16 protein-coding genes and 1 other RNA gene are annotated in these 17034 nt (G+C 67.9%); 14 read left to right on the top strand and 3 right to left on the bottom strand.

Annotation, left to right across the window (positions count from 1 at the left end; genetic code table 11):
* The first annotated feature begins 129 nt into the window (after positions 1-129).
* From J7643_19415 to J7643_19405, 3 genes are all read left to right on the top strand, one after another.
* Entirely contained in the window at positions 130-2112 is a 1983-nt protein-coding gene (locus J7643_19415; GenBank protein ID MBO9542762.1) for a LysM peptidoglycan-binding domain-containing protein, read from the top strand.
* Between the two features lie 25 nt (positions 2113-2137).
* Positions 2138-3169 (top strand): LysM peptidoglycan-binding domain-containing protein, encoded by a 1032-nt coding sequence (locus J7643_19410; GenBank protein ID MBO9542761.1) that lies wholly within the window; start codon positions 2138-2140, stop codon positions 3167-3169.
* 413 nt (positions 3170-3582) lie between these two features.
* Positions 3583-3903, top strand: a complete 321-nt coding sequence (locus J7643_19405; protein MBO9542760.1) for a hypothetical protein — start codon at positions 3583-3585, stop codon at positions 3901-3903.
* 62 nt (positions 3904-3965) lie between these two features.
* On the opposite strand, the gene J7643_19400 is transcribed toward J7643_19405, so the two are convergent.
* The 3 genes from J7643_19400 to J7643_19390 all read right to left on the bottom strand — a co-directional run bounded on the left by J7643_19400 (position 3966) and on the right by J7643_19390 (position 5527).
* Positions 3966-4595, bottom strand: coding sequence for a YkgJ family cysteine cluster protein (locus tag J7643_19400; GenBank protein MBO9542759.1), 630 nt, complete (start codon positions 4593-4595; stop codon positions 3966-3968).
* Positions 4596-4612: 17 nt separating this feature from the next.
* Positions 4613-5263, bottom strand: coding sequence for a J domain-containing protein (locus J7643_19395; GenBank protein MBO9542758.1), 651 nt, complete (start codon positions 5261-5263; stop codon positions 4613-4615).
* Between the two features lie 93 nt (positions 5264-5356).
* Positions 5357-5527, bottom strand: coding sequence for a hypothetical protein (locus J7643_19390; protein ID MBO9542757.1), 171 nt, complete (start codon positions 5525-5527; stop codon positions 5357-5359).
* Between the two features lie 204 nt (positions 5528-5731).
* On the opposite strand from J7643_19390, the gene J7643_19385 reads away from it, so the two are divergent.
* The 11 genes from J7643_19385 (at position 5732) to murG (ending at position 17030) form a co-directional block, all read left to right on the top strand.
* Positions 5732-5914 carry a hypothetical protein gene (locus J7643_19385; GenBank protein ID MBO9542756.1) on the top strand — a complete coding sequence of 61 codons (183 nt, stop codon included), beginning with the start codon at positions 5732-5734 and terminating at the stop codon, positions 5912-5914.
* A 48-nt stretch (positions 5915-5962) separates the two neighbouring features.
* Positions 5963-6412: RNase P RNA component class A (gene rnpB, locus J7643_19380), an RNA gene on the top strand.
* An 87-nt stretch (positions 6413-6499) separates the two neighbouring features.
* On the top strand, positions 6500-7423 hold the full coding sequence (gene rsmH, locus J7643_19375; GenBank protein ID MBO9542755.1) for a 16S rRNA (cytosine(1402)-N(4))-methyltransferase RsmH: 924 nt from the start codon (positions 6500-6502) through the stop codon (positions 7421-7423).
* A 2-nt stretch (positions 7424-7425) separates the two neighbouring features.
* Entirely contained in the window at positions 7426-7830 is a 405-nt protein-coding gene (locus tag J7643_19370) for a hypothetical protein (protein ID MBO9542754.1), read from the top strand.
* Positions 7831-7832: 2 nt separating this feature from the next.
* On the top strand, positions 7833-9569 hold the full coding sequence (locus J7643_19365) for a penicillin-binding protein 2 (GenBank protein ID MBO9542753.1): 1737 nt from the start codon (positions 7833-7835) through the stop codon (positions 9567-9569).
* The gene (locus J7643_19360; GenBank protein ID MBO9542752.1) at positions 9556-11028 is read left to right on the top strand and encodes a UDP-N-acetylmuramoyl-L-alanyl-D-glutamate--2,6-diaminopimelate ligase; all 1473 of its coding nucleotides are present in this window, start codon (positions 9556-9558) and stop codon (positions 11026-11028) included. The genes J7643_19365 and J7643_19360 overlap by 14 nt, the downstream gene beginning before the upstream one ends.
* Positions 11025-12398 carry a UDP-N-acetylmuramoyl-tripeptide--D-alanyl-D-alanine ligase gene (locus J7643_19355; protein ID MBO9542751.1) on the top strand — a complete coding sequence of 458 codons (1374 nt, stop codon included), beginning with the start codon at positions 11025-11027 and terminating at the stop codon, positions 12396-12398. The genes J7643_19360 and J7643_19355 overlap by 4 nt, the downstream gene beginning before the upstream one ends.
* On the top strand, positions 12395-13378 hold the full coding sequence (locus tag J7643_19350; GenBank protein MBO9542750.1) for a phospho-N-acetylmuramoyl-pentapeptide-transferase: 984 nt from the start codon (positions 12395-12397) through the stop codon (positions 13376-13378). Before J7643_19355 ends, J7643_19350 begins: the two co-directional genes overlap by 4 nt.
* Positions 13379-13397: 19 nt before the next feature.
* Positions 13398-14777, top strand: coding sequence for a UDP-N-acetylmuramoyl-L-alanine--D-glutamate ligase (murD, locus tag J7643_19345; GenBank protein ID MBO9542749.1), 1380 nt, complete (start codon positions 13398-13400; stop codon positions 14775-14777).
* Positions 14758-15912 (top strand): putative lipid II flippase FtsW, encoded by a 1155-nt coding sequence (gene ftsW / locus J7643_19340; GenBank protein ID MBO9542748.1) that lies wholly within the window; start codon positions 14758-14760, stop codon positions 15910-15912. Before murD ends, ftsW begins: the two co-directional genes overlap by 20 nt.
* Positions 15909-17030, top strand: a complete 1122-nt coding sequence (gene murG, locus J7643_19335; GenBank protein ID MBO9542747.1) for an undecaprenyldiphospho-muramoylpentapeptide beta-N-acetylglucosaminyltransferase — start codon at positions 15909-15911, stop codon at positions 17028-17030. Before ftsW ends, murG begins: the two co-directional genes overlap by 4 nt.
* Positions 17031-17034 lie beyond the last annotated feature (4 nt).

Below are 17034 nucleotides of genomic sequence, written 5' to 3'. Positions count from 1 at the left end.
CCTATACCCCCACGCTCCGGCCAAGTAACCGTTCTTCGTCGGGCGTTAAATGTCGGTTAAGGTGACAAGCGGGGCGCCTCAGGGAAGGATAAAGAACAAGCGGTCCCATGTGGAAAAGGAGTCGGCGAGATGGTCAGAGCGGCAGATCAATCGGGTGCAGGGCGCGCCAGCGCGGCTCCGTTGCGGGGCACGTCGCTCGCCAAGCTTCAGCCCACCGAGAAGCCTCCCGAGGCGGTGCCCGAGAAGGCCCCCGACGCGAGCGCCGCGAAGCCGGCCGAGCCTGCCAAGCAGCCTGCGAGCGATTCTCGCCAGGCCATCCCTGAGCAGGTGAGCGTCAAGGCGGGCGATAGCCTCTCGGTCCTCGCCGCCAAGCACCAGGTCAGCCTCGACCAGCTCAAGGCCCTCAACCCCGAGCTCTTCAAGACGGGCAAGGATGACAACGGCAAGCCCCGCGCCGCTGACGGTCGCCTGATCTATCCCGGCGATACGGTCCGCCTGCGTGCGCCCGAGCCCAAGCAGATCGATCCGGCCAAGACCACCACCGCCTCGAACAAGGTGGTGCAGGCGGCCAAGGACTACATCAACCAGGCTTCGATCCAGCCGGCGGCCGACGCGGGCGATCGCGGCCGGGAGGTGGCCGCCTCGACCGTTGACTCGGCCACCAAGATGCTCGCCTTGATCCCCGAGAGCGACGCCGAGCGCCCGACCTTCGCCAACAAGGTCGCCCAGATCCTCGCCGACTTCAACGCCCAGTACCCCGAAGGGGCCGCCGATCCGTCCACCCCCTTCAACGACGCGAGCGTCACCTTCAACGGCGCCCTCAAGGCCTTCGACGCCGCCGGCAAGGTGCTCGGCCAGATCCCCGAGGCGGATATCCGCGCCTTCCAGCAAGAGGCCATCTCCAAGGCGCGCACCGCCTACACGGCCGCCGAGACCGCCCTCAAGGCCATGCCCGAGGGCGAGGCCAAGGAGCTCGCCTCCCAGCAGCTCGCCATGATGCAGGTGGCGCTGGAGCAGGCCACCACGCCTTCGCCGGTCCTAGCGGGCGGCGGCACCGCCCAGAGCCTGGGCGCGCTGCCCGGCACCACGCCCGCGGCGGCGGCCCCCGGCACGGTGAGCCCGCTCGGGGCCCTGCCCGGCACGACCCCTGCGACCTATTCGGGCACGACGACCGCCGTCGGCGGCACCCCCACCCCGCTCGGGGACCTGGGGACCCAGGCGAGCGGAACGGCCACCCCCCTCGGGACCACGGGCCAGATGCAGCCCCAGGCCAACATCCCCTTCCAGCCGGCCGCCCCGGTGGCGAGCGGCGGCGGCATCGTGCCGCGCTTCGCCGAGCCCGTCGTGGCCCGCTACGCGGATCCGGTGCAGTGGGACAAGGCGCAGATGCCGGCCAACTGGGACACCCCCCAGAACGGCCAGGTGCCGAACACCTCGCCGGGCAGCATGAGCACCACGGGCACCAATGGGGCGAACGGTGCGAACGGGACGAACGGCGCCAACGGCACCTCGGGCCCGAGCAAGAAGGACCCCAACGACCCCAAGGTCAAGCAGCTCGCCCAGATCCTCCAGAACGCCGACCACAAGATGGTTCGCGACATCGTCAACAGCAACTTCGACCTCTTCTATGCCTCGCTGCCCGAGCAGAAGGCCCAGATGATCAAGATCCTGCTCGACGGCCGCACCAGCAGCGAAGACCAGGCCGCCGTCGTCTCGATCTCCGATCTGGCGCGCCAGCAGGGCGAGCTGGACGGCATGGCCACGGCCCTCGATGGTTACTTCGGCGGGGGCGGCAAGGGCCTCAACCGCATGCTCGAGGATCTCACCCGCTCCTTCCGCGACCAGACCCTGGCGGCCCTGTTCGGCGATCCCGCGCCCGGGGCGACCTTCGCACCCTCCTACTACACCAATCTGGTCAGCGTCCTCAGCAAGGACGACGTGGAGCGGCTGGGCCAGACCATGGGCGCCTCGGTCGGGGCGCGCTGGATCGAACGCATGCCGGACGCGGCCAAGGTGGCGATGGCCGGCAAGCTCAAGAGCTGGTGGCCGTTCGGCGGCAACAAGGACATGCAGGCCGCGTTCACGGCATCCGTGACGGGCATGCCTCGCTAGCCCCTTTTCGACAGGGAGTATCGTCATGCAGATCAACAAACCGACTACCCCCCAGACCGCCGGGCCTACGCGCCGCGCCGCCGAGCCCCCCAAGGCCGAGGAGCAGCCCAAGGCCGCAGCTCCCGCGTCCTCGCCGGACACCTTCAAGGGGCGGGCCGATCAGTACGTGGTCCGCCCGGGGGACACCCTCGCCAAGATTGCGGCGCGCGTCGGCGTCTCGCAGCAGACCTTGCTCGAACTCAACCCCGAGATCACCCGGGGCCGCACCCGCACCTCGACCGGCGATCGCATCTTCGCCGGCGAGACCCTGCGCCTCAAGCCCGCTCCCTCGGAGGCCGACGGCCTGCGAGACCAGCTCAAGCGCGCCCAGGAAGCTCAGGATACGGCTCAGAAGGCCCACGAGGCAGCCCAGCAGGTCGCCAAGGCCAAGGTGGGCCTCCTCCAGATGCCGCAGCCGAGCGCCTGGAAGAGCCTCGGTGAGGCCAAGAAGCACCTGGAAACCGCCGATGGGCGCCTTGCGAAGATTCCCGGCGACGATGCCGAGCGGCCCGACTTCGAGGCGATCGTCAAGCGTGCCCATGACGCCTACGGCGATATGACCGGTCGTCTGAGCGATCTCTCGGCCCGGAACAAGACCCGGGTGGTCAAGGAGAAGGGCGAGGACGGCAAGGAGATCGAGCGCAAGGAGAAGCGTGCGCTGGACGACGAGACCCTGGCCCTCTCCCCCACGGAGATCGGCCTGGCGTCGCCCGAGCAGAAGGCCAAGCTCATCCGCAACCTGTACGACGGCTTCACCTCGGGCGGCGAGCAGGACCGGATCCTGGACATCCTGCGCGACGCCAAGGATCAGGGCCAGCTCGACGAGACCCTGAACGGCCTCAAGGAAGAGAAGACCAAGACCCTCTTCATCAAGTCCACGGTCTTCGCGAACCTGACGGGCCTCTTCACCGACTCGCGGCTCGACAAGCTCGAGCAGATCGTCAAGGGCAACGCGGAGCTGGAGCAGGCCATCGCGCGGACCCGCGAGCAGCGCGAGCGGATGCAAAACGGCAACTAAATCGTTCATTAAGAAGAAAGGCCCCGGGAGCGTCACGCTCCCGGGGCCTTTCCCCGTGTTGCCCTGTTGATGCGCAAAAGCGCTCGTTGGATTAATGATCCGAGAGATTTCTTAAGGAAGCTTAGGGAAGGGCGCTAATAAAAGCAATGCCTTGCTTTCAGTGGGGTGTTCACCCGGTAAGGCGCGGGAAGTGGCGCTTTTCGGAAAGGTAAATCTCGAAAAAGAGAGATAGCCCCCATGGTAGCGTTTTGCTTCACATTGTAAGTGATTGTTGCCCTCTTTTCGGCGGTATTTTTGGGTCTATAATCGCCATATTGGATTTGAGAGGGAATTGATTCCCGGTATTAAAACGATTATTCGATGCGTGTGTGATCCATGCACGATATGCCATCAAGACAAAGGGAGGAATCGCCATGAACGAACGGAAGCCTGCTAAGACCCCCCGGACCCCCAAGACGGAGGGAACGACTGCTCCCAAGCGTCGGCGCAAGGCGGTCGCTTCGCTGGACGACCTCACCCTGCGGCACGGGGAAATCGTCCTGGAGCTCAACCCGGGCCAGGCGAGCCTGATCCGCACCCTGAGCCGGGAGTTTTCCTCGGCTTTCCTACCGAGCGCCTCGGACGCCGAGCTCGAGCTCGATCCGAGCAAGCCCGATCTGGTCAGTTTCCTGATGTTCGAGCTGGAGGCCCTGTCCAAGCGTCAGCGGGCACTGGCGGCGCTCTACGCAAGCTAAGCACCACTCACAAAAGCATCGGGGCGGTTGGCACGTGCCAACCGCCCCGATGCTTTTGCGGCTTAAATCGTTTCGGCCAGGACGAGGCCGACCAGCTCGGGGAGCATCCCGATCTCGGTCTCGTCCTCGGGGACGGCATCCTGCGCCAGGAAGAAGGCATCGTCCATGACGGCCAAAAACTCGGCGGCCATCTCGTTGTCCACCTCGATCGCCTCGTCTCGGCTGGTCGCGCAGAGCGCCGGATCGCTGACCGAGAAGTGGTGGCGGCAGGCCAGGGGGCGTCCCTCGTAGATGGCGCAGGAGCCGGCTTCGAGGAAGGGGCAGGGCACCCGGCGCTGCCAGTAGTCGGCGGCGATCCCTTCCACCAGATCCTCGAGGGCCTCGTCGGCCCCGCTCTGCAGCCGTTGGCGCAGATCGGCCGTCGCCTCGTGCCAGGTGGTGATCCGCTCGCGGATTGCCGCCTGCGTCTCTCGGGGGCGCGTTTCGAGGATGCGGGCGGCCTCGCGCGCCTCGGCGACGGTGATCATCACCAGCTGGTGGCAGCAGGCGTCACACCCCTTGCGGCAGGTGGGGGCGACCCCCTCGGGGGCGTAGGCGTCGAAGACGACTGCGAGGTTGCGCTCCACGTCGGCGTAGAACGCGGCGGTGGTGGCGTAGGGGGGCGAGAGTTCGAGTTCGATCTCGTCGGACAAGGGGATTCTCCTCGTGTTCAGCGCCGCAGGCGCTCGCGGGCCTCGGTCATCAGCTCGGAACCGCCGAGCATGATGGCCCGGCCGTCCACCAGATGGTCCAGGTGGTAGTTGAGGGGGAAGGTCTCGAACTCTTCGAGGGCGTCGCCCACCTGGCGCATGCCTTGCTCGTAGAGGGAGATGGTTGCCTGCCAGTGCCACGGCACGGGGGAGGTCGCAAGGCGCCGACCACCCTCGTCGAAGCGGCGCCGGGCATCGGCGACCACTGCCTCGAAGGCCTCCATCAAGGCGTCGTCGTACGGATCGCCCGAGAGGTCGTCCAGCTGGTCGAGCAACTTGCCGATGGCCCCATCGAGGGTCGCATCGAGCGGGGCGAAGACCGTCTGGTAGAAGACGTGGGGATCGACGAAGGGGACATTCGTGGGCCTTGCCTGGCGCGTGGGGGCCGCCTGGGTGGGCTTGATGGTCGAGTCGTAGCGCATGCGCTTGCGCTCGTCCATCAGGGTCTCGTAGGCCTCGTTGAGCAGGGCCATGCGGCGCGGATCGCCCCCCGGTCGGTCGGGGTGGTGGCGCTTGGCCATGGTGCGGTAGGCGAGGCGGATCTGGTCTTCGTCGGCCTCTTGGCTGACGCCGAGCCGGTCGTAATAAGTGGGGGCGCCCTTCGGGGCCATCAGGGCCGTCCTTTCATGCGAATCGCCTTCGATTGTAGCGATCGCAGCGCGCCCCTGCCAAGGCGCAGGCCCCCGATGAAGCAGCCGCGGGGGCTAGGTGATCGCGGCGGAGAGTAGGTAGCAGCCGAGCAGCAGCGTGATCTTGAAGCCGAACATCTCGCGCGGATCCCAGAAGCGCTCGAGCCAGGAGCGCCGATGGCTCAAGGGGCGCAGGCGGCGCTGGGCGACGAGGACGGGGCGGTGAGGGCGGATCGAGGTGGCCATGGTGGGATACCTCCGAGGGAAAGCGTGGGGGCGAGCGAGTTGAGAGGTGTTCGAAAATTTGTTCGATTTCTCCGGATTCTAGGTGGAGCCTGCTCGCCTGTCAAGCTCTCCGAATAAAGCCTGGTCGATGAAGCAACTTTATGCTAAGTATTAAAGAAATATGAAGAGATGGTGCGTGTTTCCCATCCGGAAGGAGGCTTTCCCATGTCGTACGACTCGTCTTTCGGGCCGCGGGTTGGGCTTATCACCCTGCTGCAGGTGACCAGTTCGCTGCGTCGGGCCCCCAAGCGTCATCCGGAGGTGGTGATCCACCCCCTTCGACGCGCCCACAGCCTGGGGCATGGCTTCAGTCTCGAACTGGTGGCCACGGCGGGGCGCCGGCGCTGAGCGGGGCGCGGTTGCGCGGGTCCTCGGCGGTTGCTATACTGCACTTGGCCAGTGGAACAGGCGATCGCGGGGCCGCGCAAGCGGCTCTGAGGAAAGTCCGAGCTCCATAGGGTAGGACGCTGGGTAACGCCCAGTGGGGGCAACCCCGAGGATAGTGCCACAGAAAGATACCGCCCGACATAGTTTTCGCACCTCACTTCGCGGCGTATGCGACCTCTTCTTGGAAGTTTTTCTTTCAGAACCATCTGCCGCCACGCTTGGTGCCAACAACGTCCACGTGTCGGGTAAGGGTGCAAAGGTGGGGTAAGAGCCCACCAGCAGCCGGGTGACCGGCTGGCTAGGTAAACCCCGTCCGGTGCAAGACCAAACAGGGGAAGTTGACGCGACCCGCCGATTCCCCGGGTAAGGTCGCTGGAGGCGGCAGGTAACTGTCGTCCAAGAGAGATGATCGCCCTCCCCGCGGGGGGACAGAACTCGGCTTACAGGTCCACTGGCTCGGGGCGAAACCGCGGTTTCGCCCCATTTCTTCTTCGCGCCCGGTGTGGGCGCGATCACAGACGATGCAGAAAGGCGTGCTCTAGCGTGGTGGCGGGCGACTATCATCTTCCGGTCCTCCCGGGCGAAGTGCTGCAGTGGCTCGCGCCCGCGCCTGGCGCTCGCGTCCTCGATGGGACCCTGGGCGGCGGCGGCCATGCGGCCCTCATCCTGGAGGCGATTGGCCCCTCGGGCCAGCTCTACGGGATCGACCAAGACCCGGAGGCCATCGAAGCCGCCCGACGTCGCCTCTCGGCCATCGGCTCCAACGTGGAGATCCGGCGCGGCAACTTCTCGGAGGTCCTGCCGGTCTGGCCCCAGGAGCCGCTCGACGGCATCCTCTTGGATCTCGGGGTGTCCAGCCACCAGCTGGACACGGCCAGCCGCGGATTCTCGTTTATGCGGGAAGGGCCCCTCGACATGCGCATGGATCCCAATCAAGTCGCCTCTGCCGCCGACCTGGTCAACACCATGCCGGAGCGGGAGCTCGCGGACGTGATCTGGCGCTACGGCGAAGAGCGCCATTCTCGCGCGGTGGCCCGGGCCATCGTGGGCCGCCGTGCCGAGCGCCCCTTCGAGACGACCGCCGATCTGGTCTCGGTCGTCGAACGCGTGGTGCCCCGCGCCAAGGACGGGATCCACCCGGCCACCCGCACCTTCCAGGGCCTGCGCATTGCCGTCAACGACGAGCTTGGGGTGCTCGAGCGGGTCATGCCCGCCGCCGTCTCGCGGCTCAAGCCCGGCGGCCGCCTTGCGATCATTAGCTTCCACTCGCTCGAGGACCGGATGGTCAAGCAGTTCTTCCGGGACGAGGCCAAGGGCTGCATCTGCCCGCCCCGCGTGCCCATGTGCGTCTGCGGCCGCAAGCCGACCCTCGAGATCCTGACCTCGAAGCCCGTGGTCGCCACCCCCGAAGAGAACGCCCGCAACCCGCGCGCCCGCTCGGCGAAGCTGCGCGTCGCCAGGAGGATTTGAGCATGCCGGCCGCTCCCAACGCTCGCGCCCTGCCCGCCCTGCGAACGCCGCCTGTCCGTCGCACCGGCTGGAAGGTGCTGTTCGGCTCCCGCGCGCGGACCTCGACGTTGACCGTCGTGGTGGCCGCGCTCTTGCTCGCGAACCTGGCGCTCTACGTCCTGACGGTCGTCCAAGAGGCCTCCCTCAACCGGATCCAGGCGGAGATCTTCACCCAGCGCCGCGAGAACGTGCGCCTGCGCGCCGAGCTCGCCAAGGCCGAGTCGCCCGATCGCGTCGAGAATCGCGCCGTGGCTGACCTGCGCCTGGGCCATGCGCCTGGGGCCCTCTTCGTGCCCGCTCCCCCCTCGGGCGGCGCCAAGGCCGTGAAGGTCGCGCCGCCTACCTTCGGAGTGCCCGAGGCCTACTGACCATGTCCCGCGCCCAAGTCGTTCGGGCCCGTAGCCGCTGGGTCTACGGCGGGCTCGCCTTCTTCGCCCTCTTCCTGGTGGGCCGCATGCTTTTCCTGCAGGTCTTCCAGGCTTCCTACCTGACGGATCTCGCCCGCAAGCAGCGCACCCGCGAGATCAGCCTCGCCTCGGTCCGCGGCGAGATCGTCGATCGCAACAACCGCGAGCTCGCGGTCTCGGTCGAGGCGAGCTCGATTTACGCCCAGCCGGTCGACTTCGAGGATCCCCCCGAGCGGATCGCTGCGCGCCTCGCCCCCGTCCTCAAGATGAGCGAGACCGACCTGCGCGCGAGCCTGAAGGGAACCCACTGGCGCTGGATCGCCCGCCAGCAGGACCAGGCGACGGGCAAGGCCGTCAAGGCCCTCAAGATCTCGGGCGTCGGCGTCATCCGCGAGAGCAAGCGCCTCTACCCCAAGGACACCCTGGCCGCCACCCTGCTCGGCTTCGTCGGCATCGACAACCAGGGCCTGGCCGGGATCGAGCACGGCTTCGACAAGGTGCTGCGCGGCTCCGACCAGAAGCTGCACGTGCAGGTGGACGCCCGGGGCCGCGAGATCCTGCGCGCGAACGCGGGCTCCCCCCTCTTGACCCTCCAGGCCGACGGGGCGCGGGTGGTGCTCACCATCGACGAGACGATCCAGCACATCGCCCAGCGCGAGCTCTCCAAGTCCATGGAGAAGCACCAGGCCAAGCGCGGCGCCGTCCTCATCATGGACCCCTCGACCGGCAACCTCCTGGCCTTCGCGGTGATGCCCACCTACAACCCCAACCACTACAAGGGGACCAAGTGGGAGCTCATCAAGAACTGGGCGGTCAACGACGTCTATGAGCCCGGCTCGACCATCAAGATCTTCACCGTCGCCTCGGCCCTCGAGGGCGGCCGGATTACCCCCGAGACCGTCTTCCCGTGCGGGCCGAACATCAAGGTGGCGGGCCACACCATCTCGGACCACGACGCCCCCCCGGGCATCCGACAGCTGACGCCCGAAGGGATCCTCGAAGTCTCCTCCAACGTGGGCTCGCTGCTCATCGCCCAGCGCATGTCCGGCGAGTTCCACCGGGACATGCTCGAGAAGTTCGGCTTCGGGGCGAACACCGGTTCCGGGATCAAGGGTGAGAGCAAGGGCCTCTTGCCCAAGCTGCCCTGGCCGGTGGGCCGCCAGAGCTCGATCTCTTACGGGTACGGCCTCTCGGTGACGCCGCTCCAGATCCTGACGGCGGCGGGTGCCATCGCCAACGAGGGCCGTCTGCACCAGCCGCGCCTGATCGACAAGGTCGTCTCGCCCGACGGCTCGCTGATCGAGGCCTTCCCCGTCGCCTCGCCGAGCCAGGTGATCTCGCCCAAGGTCGCCAAAGAGGTCTTGACCATGCTCCACACGGTGGTCGAGAGCGGCACCGGGAAATCGGCGCGGATCCCAGGGTATAATGTGGCGGGCAAGACGGGCACCGCCAACAAGTCGCGGGAGTCGGGGATCGGGTACACCAACGACGTGATCTCATCGTTCCTGGGCTTCGTGCCGGCCGAGAAACCACAGCTGGTGGTGCTCGCCCTGATCGACAGTCCCCAGAAGGGTCACTACGCCGCTCAGACGGCGGCTCCTCTCTTCCAGGCGGTGTCGAGCGAGACCCTGCGCTACCTGGGCGTGCAGCCGTACGTCCCCAATCCTTCCGACTCGGAGAAATCTCATGCTGCTCGCTGATCTCCTCGCAGGCTACCACGACGACAAGGGTCGCCCCTTCTCGGGCGAGGCCACCGGGGTCGCCTACGACTCGCGCCTGGTCCAGCCGGGCAACGTCTTCGTCGCCCTCAAGGGGACGCGGGTGGACGCGCACGATCGCCTCGGCGATGCCGTTCAGCAGGGCGCGAGTGCCGTGGTGGTGGACGCCGCCTGGCGTGCCGCGCACCCCGAGGACCTTGGGGTACCGACCGTGCCGGTAGAGGCCCCGCGCTGGGTCCTCTCGGAGCTTGCAGCGCGCTTCTACGGCCACCCGAGCGAGGCCTTCTCGGTGGTGGGGGTGACGGGCACCAACGGCAAGACCACCACCACCCACCTGATCGAGGCCATCCTGCAAACCGCGGGCAAGACCACGGGCCTCATCGGCACCCTGGGCAGCCGCTTCGCCGGCGGTGTGGTCGAGACCGGCCACACGACGCCTTTGGCCCTGGAACTACAGGGGATCTTCGCCCGGATGCGCCGCTCGGCGGTGGATGCGGTCGTGATGGAGGTCTCGAGCCACGCCCTCGACCAGGCTCGCGTGGCGCACGCGGCCTTCGACGTGGGGGTCTTCACCAACCTGACGGTCGATCACCTGGACTACCACGGCACCCTGGAGGCCTACGGCGACGCCAAGGCCAAGCTCTTCGAGGCCCTGAACGCGACCGGTCGCGCGGTGATCAACCGGGACGATCCCGCCTACGCGCGCTTCGTGGCCGCAAGCGCCGCCCCGGTCCTGACCTACTCGGCCCAGGGGCAGGAAGCGGATCTGATGGCCGAGGACCTGTCGCTGCACGCGGGGGGCTCGCGCTGGACGCTGGTGACCCCCTGGGGCCGCGCGGCGGTCTCGCTCCGGCTGCCCGGCCTCTTCAACGTCTCGAATGCCCTGGCAGCGGCCGGAGCGGCGCTTGCGCTCGGCCTCGACCTCGAGACGGTCGCCAAGGGCCTTTCGCAGGTCGGCGGGGTGCCCGGCCGGGTCGAGGTGGTGACGGCGCCCGATCACCCCTTCTCGGTCCTGGTGGACTACGCCCACACCCCCGATGGCCTGGAGAACGTGCTGCGCACCGCCCGGGGCTTCACCCGAGGACGGCTCTTGGTGGTCTTCGGTTGCGGGGGCGATCGCGACGCCTCCAAGCGCCCCATGATGGGGAAGGTGGCCGCCGAGGGGGCTGATCTCGTCTTCTTGACCTCGGACAACCCGCGCTCTGAGGATCCGCAGGCGATCATGCGCCAAGTGGCCGAGGGCATCACCAGCCCTTATGAGGCCTTCGTCGATCGCCGTGAGGCCATCCACGCGGCGATCCGCGCAGCGCGCCCCGGCGACGTGGTCGTGATCGCGGGCAAGGGCCACGAGACCTACCAGATCATCGGCGACCAGACCCTGGCCTTCGACGACCGAGAGGTCGCCCGCGAGGCGATCGCCGAGCGGACGGTCGCCCGATGACCCTTTCACTCGACGACGTCCTGAAGGCCACGGGCGGCCGCCTGATCGCAGGCAGCGCCGCTGCCCCCTTCACCGGCATCACCACCGACACCCGCGAGCTCGGCGAAGGCTCGCTCTTCATCCCGCTCAAGGGCGCGCGCTTCGACGGCCACGATTTCCTCGATCAGGCGGCTAGTGCCGGGGCGACCGGCGTCTTGGTCTCGCGCGACGGGGTCACGGTGCCTGACGGCCTCGCGGCGGTGCGGGTCGAGGACACGCTTGCCGCCTACGGCGACATCGCCCGTTACCACCGGGAGCGGCTGGGCCTGACGGTCGTGGCCGTGACGGGCTCCTCGGGCAAGACCTCCACCAAGGAGGCGGTCGCCGCTCTCTTGAGCCACTTCTTGCCGGTCGGCAAGACGCACGCCAACTACAACAACGAGATCGGCGTGCCCAAGACCCTCCTGACCATGACCGCTGAGGACAAGGCAGTCGTCGTCGAGATGGGCATGCGCGGCCCCGGCGAGATCGCTTACCTCGCGAGCGTGGCGCGGCCCGACGTGGGGATCATCACCAACGTCGGCACCGCCCACATCGGCCGCCTTGGCACCCAGGAGGCGATCGCCCGGGCCAAGGGCGAACTGGTCCGCGTGGGCGGGCCCGCCATGGCCGCCGTCCTCAACGCCGACGACCCGCTGGTCATGGCCCAGGCCGCAGACCATGCGGGGCCGCTCGTCACCTACAGCCTGCGCCCCGGGACGGCCACCGTCTGGGCCGAGGGCGAGGGTCTCACCTTCGATGCTTGTTACCAGGCGGGCCCCAAGCAGCGCGAGGGCCGCATCCGCCTGACGTTGCCCGTGGCGGGCCCCCATCACCGCGCCAACGCCCTGGCCGCTGTCGCAGTCGCCTGGCACCTGGGCCTGCAACTCCCGGATGCCTTCTCCTTCGCTCCCACCGATCTGCCGGGCCGCGCCCAGGTGCTGCGCCTCGGGTCGGTCGAGGTGGTGGACGAGACTTACAACGCCAACCCCGAGTCGGTGCGCTCGGCGCTCGCGGGCTTCTGCGAGGAGCCCTGCGAGGGGCGGCGCATCGCGGTGCTCGGCGAGATGGGCGAGCTGGGCACCTACGCCGAGGTCGGTCACCGAGCGGTGGGCGACGCGGTAAGGGACCTGCCCATCGACTACGCCTTCACCGTGGGTGAGATGAGCCGCTGGATCGCGGATCAGGCGCCGGGCAAGGCCACCCACTTCGATGACAAGCCCGCGCTGATCGCCGAATTGCTTGCGACCGTCAAGGACGGCGATCGCGTCTTCGTCAAGGGCTCGCGCTCCACCCGCATGGAAGAGATCGTCCAGGCGCTCACCCACCACCTCGGAGGCCATCCGGCATGACCCTGTCCTTTCCCGTGTCCCTGACCCCGCTCGTGAGCATGCTGCTTGCGATCGTGGCGGGCGGCCCCTTCATCGCGTACCTTCGCCGCTGGAAGATGGGCCAGAGCATCCGCCAGGAGGGCCCTCAGTCCCACCACGCCAAGGCGGGCACCCCCACCATGGGCGGCTGGCTGATCGTGGCCCCGGCCCTCTTGATCGCAATCCTCGGGGGCGCCGTTTCGGGGACCCTGCACCGGGACGTGGTCGCCGTCATGGCGGTCATCCTCGCTTATGCCTTCATCGGCTGGCTCGATGACTACCTGATCATCAAGAAGCGCCAGAACAAGGGCCTTTCGGCTCGCCAGAAACTCGGCGGCCAGATCCTCGCGGGGGCCCTGTTCGCGGCTTACCTCGCCTGGTCGGGCCACGGCACGACCATCATGATCCCCGTCTCCCACGGTCTCTTCGACCTGGGCTGGGTCTACTACCCGCTTCTGGTGCTGGTCATGACCAGCACGACCAACGCGGTGAACCTGACGGACGGCCTCGACGGCCTGGCGGCGGGGACCATGGCGATCGCCTTCGGCGGTCTCGCCTGGCTCGTCCTGAACGTCTCGGGCGCCTTCCCCGCCCAGGCGGGTACGGTCATGCTGCTGCTCTCGCTGGTGGGGGCGTGCCTGGGCTTCCTCTGGTTCAACAGCCACCCGGCGCAGGTCTTCATGGGCGATACGGGCTCGCTCGCCCTGGGGGCCGCCATCGCCGGCTGCGCAGTGCTCGGGCGTCTCGAACTCTTCCTCATCCCTTTGGGGGCGGTCTTCGTGGCCGAGACCCTCTCGGTGATCATGCAGGTGGCTTCCTTCAAGACCACCGGCAAGCGCATCTTCAAGATGAGCCCCTTGCATCACCACTTCGAGCTTTCCGGCTGGGCGGAGACAAAGGTCGTCCAGCGCTTTTACCTGGTGGGCGCCCTCATGGCGATCGTCACCGTCGCCCTCCTGTAACCGTATCGAAGGACCAACCATGACCGACTGGCAGGACAAGAGAATCGCCATCCTGGGCATCGCCCGCTCGGGCATCGCGGCGGCGTGCGCCCTCGCGGCCAAGGGCGCCCAGGTGATCCTGAGCGACGTGCGCACCGCCGAGGAGCTCGACGCGGTGCTCGCTCAGGTGCCCGAAGGGGTGAAGGTGGAGACGGGCGGGCATTCGAGCGCGTGTCTCGATGCCGACCTCATCGTCGTGAGCCCGGGCGTGCCGCGCAACCTCTCGATCCTGCAGGCTGCCGAGGCCGACGGGGTCGAGGTGATCGGCGAGATGGAGCTCGCCTACCGCCTTGCGCGCGCGCCCATGGTCGCCATCACCGGCACCAACGGCAAGACCACCACGACCACCCTGGTGGGCGAGATCCTCAAGGCGGCGGGACGCGTCGCTCCGGTGGGCGGCAACATCGGGCAGCCGCTCGTCTCCCTCGTCGAGACCGAAGCCGATTACCTGGTGGCCGAGGTCTCCAGCTACCAGCTCGAGACCGTCCGGGATCTCAAGCCCAAGGTGGCGGTCTGGATCAACTTCTCGGACGACCACCTGACGCGTCACGGCTCGCGCGAAGGCTACTGGGAGGCCAAGAAGCGTCTCTTCGCCAAGCAGGATGCCGACGACTGGGCAGTGCTGAACGCGGATGACCCCGCTATCGCCCCCCTCATCGGAGCGCTGCCGGCGCGCGCCCTCGCTTTCTCCCGCACCCAGGCCCTCGAGACGGGCCTCGTCGTCAGCGACGGCTGGATCGTCCACCGCGTCCACGGCGTCGACACGCCGATCCTGCCTGTCGAGGCCATCTCGCTGCGCGGCCAGCACAACCTCGAGAATTGCCTCGCGGCGAGTGCGGTTGGCGTTGCCCTCGGGCTCGACGTCGCGGCCATCGCCGAGGCGATCCGGGAGTTCAAGGGAGTCGAGCACCGCATCGAGCCGGTCCGCAAGATCGCCGAGGTCGCCTACTTCAACGATTCCAAGGGCACCAACTACGACTCGACGGTCAAGGCCATCGACTCCTTCACCGAGCCCCTGGTGCTGATCGCGGGCGGCCGGGACAAGGGCGGGGCGATCGCGCCCATGGTCGAAGCCATCTGCGCCCGGGTCTCCCACGTGGTCCTGTTGGGCGAAGCGGCGCCGTACTTCGAGCGGGTGCTGCGGGCCGGCGGCTACGAGGCCATCACCATGGCGAGCGACCTGGAAGGCGCCATCCGCGAAGCCCACGCCCACGCGGTGCCCGGCGGGGTGGTGCTCTTCTCGCCCGCCTGCGCGAGCTTCGACATGTTCGCCAACTTCGAGGAGCGGGGCCGGTCCTTCAAGGCCCTGGTCCATCGCCTGAGTGAGACGACCCCTGCCGATGCGCCCGCGAACCCTTAACCAGACGGGCTGGCGCGCCAGGCCCGACGTCTCGCTGCTCATCATCACCATCCTGCTGACGGTCATCGGCTTCCTGATGATCCTGTCGGCGAGCGCGCCTGCGGCCCAGGTCCAGCTCAAGGACAGCATGTTCTTCTTCAAGAAGCAGGTGATCTGGGGTGCGCTCGGCGCGGTGGCCCTGGCGGTTGGGATGGCCCTGCCGCTCGACCGGATCCGCTCTTACGCCAAGCCCACCCTCTTCGTCTCGGGCATCCTCATGCTCCTCGTCCACGTGCCGCACGTGGGCATGACGGTGTACGGGGCCACCCGCTGGATCAAGCTCGGCCCCATCACCCTCCAGCCCTCCGAGCTCGCCAAGCTCGCGCTGGTCCTGTTCGTCGCGGACTTTTTGGCGCGCCACCCCGACAAGGGCTGGACCCTGGTCAAGGAGTACCGCCAGATCCTCTTGCCGGTCGCGGGCACCCTGGGGCTGGTGCTCTTCCAGCCGGACCTCGGGACCACCCTGGTATGCGCGCTCGCCTGCTACGTCCTCTTCTGGCTCAACGGCACGGCGGGCTGGCGGATGGGGCTGCTAGCGCTCATGGGTTCGGCGGCGGTCATGGCCCACTCGCTGACCACCCCTTACCAGCGCCTGCGCTGGCTCGCCTTCATGGACCCCTGGAAGTACCCCAAGGACATCGGCTTCCAGCTGATCCAGTCGCTCTTGGCCATCGGCTCGGGCGGCGTCTTCGGAACCGGCTGGGGGCAAGGCAAGCAGAAGCTCTTTTACTTGCCCATTCAGCATGCGGACTTCATCTTCGCGGTGCTGGCCGAGGAGCTCGGCTTGATCGGCAGCATTTCCTTGATCGCGCTCTTCTTGCTCTTCGCGCAGCGCGGCTTCGCGATCGCCAAGCGCAGCCAGAACCCCTTCCACCAGATGATCGTCATCGGCCTGACGACCATCATCTGCGCCCAGGCCTTCGTCAACATCGGGGTGGTCTCGGCATCCCTGCCGACCACGGGCATCCCGCTGCCCTTCCTCTCGGCGGGCGGCACCAGCCTGTGCATCACCCTCTTCTCGGTGGGCATCATCCTCAACGTGTCGCGCCAGTCCCAGGTCCAACTGCGATTGCTCAAGCAAGGAGAACGGGCATGAGCCAAGGCAAGGTCGTCCTCTTCGCCGGAGGCGGGACGGGCGGGCACCTCTACCCGGCCTTGGCTCTGGCCGACGAGTTGAAGCGCCGGGACCCCGACGGCCGGGTGGCCTTCATGGGCACCCCGCACCGCATCGAGGCGACGCTGGTGCCCCAGGCGGGCTATGCCTTCTATCCGGTCGAGGTCAAAGGGATGCCGCGCAAGATCGGCCCCGAGCTTTTGGGCTTCGCCAAGGCCCTCGCAGGCTCCTTGGTCGAGGCGCGCCGCGTGCTCAAGGAGCTCAAGCCCGACGTGGTGGTGGGCACCGGCGGCTACGTGAGCGCCCCGGCCCTGATCGCCGCCGCCCTCGAAGGGGTGCCTGCGATGATCTGCGAGCAGAACGTCTTCCCGGGGATCGCAAACCGCCTGCTTTCGCGCCTGGTGCGCGAGGTCGCCACCACCTTCCCCGAGAGCGACGCTTACTTCCCGAAGGGCAAAGCCCACTGCCTCGGCAATCCCATCCGCAGCGAGGTCTATGCCCTCTCGCAGGAGGAGGCCCGCGCGCGGCTCGGCTTCGTCGAGACCCCGCACCTCTTGGTGGTGACGGGCGGCAGCCTCGGGGCGCGCTCGATCAACCGCGCTCTGACCGGGGCGCTGCCGGACCTGCTCGCGCACGAGGACTGGTCCATCCTGCACGTCTCGGGCAAGAACGACCACGCCGAGGTGGAAGAGGCCACTCGGGGCCAGCGTGAGCGCTACCGCCTGGTGCCCTACATGGAAGATCTGCCGGTCGCGCTCGCCGCGAGCGATCTGGTCCTCTCGCGGGCTGGGGCCACGACCGTCGCCGAGCTGACGGCGGCCGGTAAGCCCATGGTCGTGGTGCCCTTCCAGCACGGGGGCAAGGACCAGCCTGCCAATGCCCGCGCCTTGATGGAGGCGGGAGCCGCTCTCGCCCTGGACGACCGGGACCTGTCGGGGCTGGGCGAGACCCTGTCCGGTCTGATGAGCGATCCGGAGTGTCGCCAGCGCATGGGGCAGGCGAGCCGCCGTTTTGGGCGGCCGGAGGCGGCCGAGGTCATCGCCGGGAGGATCCTCACGCTCGCTGCTTCTTCACGATTCTCTCCCGGCATTGTAAGCTAGACTC

It is taken from the genome of bacterium, from assembly GCA_017744355.1.
Taxonomy (GTDB): Bacteria; Cyanobacteriota; Sericytochromatia; order S15B-MN24; family UBA4093; genus JAGIBK01.
The sequence above is the reverse complement of the archived record's forward strand: the minus strand, read 5'-3'. Positions and strand labels throughout refer to the sequence as shown.

Excerpts from the sequence above, each read along its gene's own strand:
- J7643_19350 (MBO9542750.1), top strand. The coding sequence starts at position 12,395 with ATGACCCTGTCCTTTCCCGTGTCCCTGACCCCGCTCGTGAGCATGCTG.
- murG (MBO9542747.1), top strand. The coding sequence starts at position 15,909 with ATGAGCCAAGGCAAGGTCGTCCTCTTCGCCGGAGGCGGGACGGGCGGG.
- J7643_19370 (MBO9542754.1), top strand. The coding sequence starts at position 7,426 with ATGCCGGCCGCTCCCAACGCTCGCGCCCTGCCCGCCCTGCGAACGCCG.
- J7643_19355 (MBO9542751.1), top strand. The coding sequence starts at position 11,025 with ATGACCCTTTCACTCGACGACGTCCTGAAGGCCACGGGCGGCCGCCTG.
- J7643_19360 (MBO9542752.1), top strand. The coding sequence starts at position 9,556 with ATGCTGCTCGCTGATCTCCTCGCAGGCTACCACGACGACAAGGGTCGC.
- J7643_19385 (MBO9542756.1), top strand. The coding sequence starts at position 5,732 with ATGTCGTACGACTCGTCTTTCGGGCCGCGGGTTGGGCTTATCACCCTG.
- J7643_19390 (MBO9542757.1), bottom strand. The coding sequence starts at position 5,527 with ATGGCCACCTCGATCCGCCCTCACCGCCCCGTCCTCGTCGCCCAGCGC.
- J7643_19395 (MBO9542758.1), bottom strand. The coding sequence starts at position 5,263 with ATGGCCCCGAAGGGCGCCCCCACTTATTACGACCGGCTCGGCGTCAGC.
- murD (MBO9542749.1), top strand. The coding sequence starts at position 13,398 with ATGACCGACTGGCAGGACAAGAGAATCGCCATCCTGGGCATCGCCCGC.
- J7643_19410 (MBO9542761.1), top strand. The coding sequence starts at position 2,138 with ATGCAGATCAACAAACCGACTACCCCCCAGACCGCCGGGCCTACGCGC.
- J7643_19365 (MBO9542753.1), top strand. The coding sequence starts at position 7,833 with ATGTCCCGCGCCCAAGTCGTTCGGGCCCGTAGCCGCTGGGTCTACGGC.
- ftsW (MBO9542748.1), top strand. The coding sequence starts at position 14,758 with ATGCGCCCGCGAACCCTTAACCAGACGGGCTGGCGCGCCAGGCCCGAC.
- J7643_19405 (MBO9542760.1), top strand. The coding sequence starts at position 3,583 with ATGAACGAACGGAAGCCTGCTAAGACCCCCCGGACCCCCAAGACGGAG.
- J7643_19415 (MBO9542762.1), top strand. The coding sequence starts at position 130 with ATGGTCAGAGCGGCAGATCAATCGGGTGCAGGGCGCGCCAGCGCGGCT.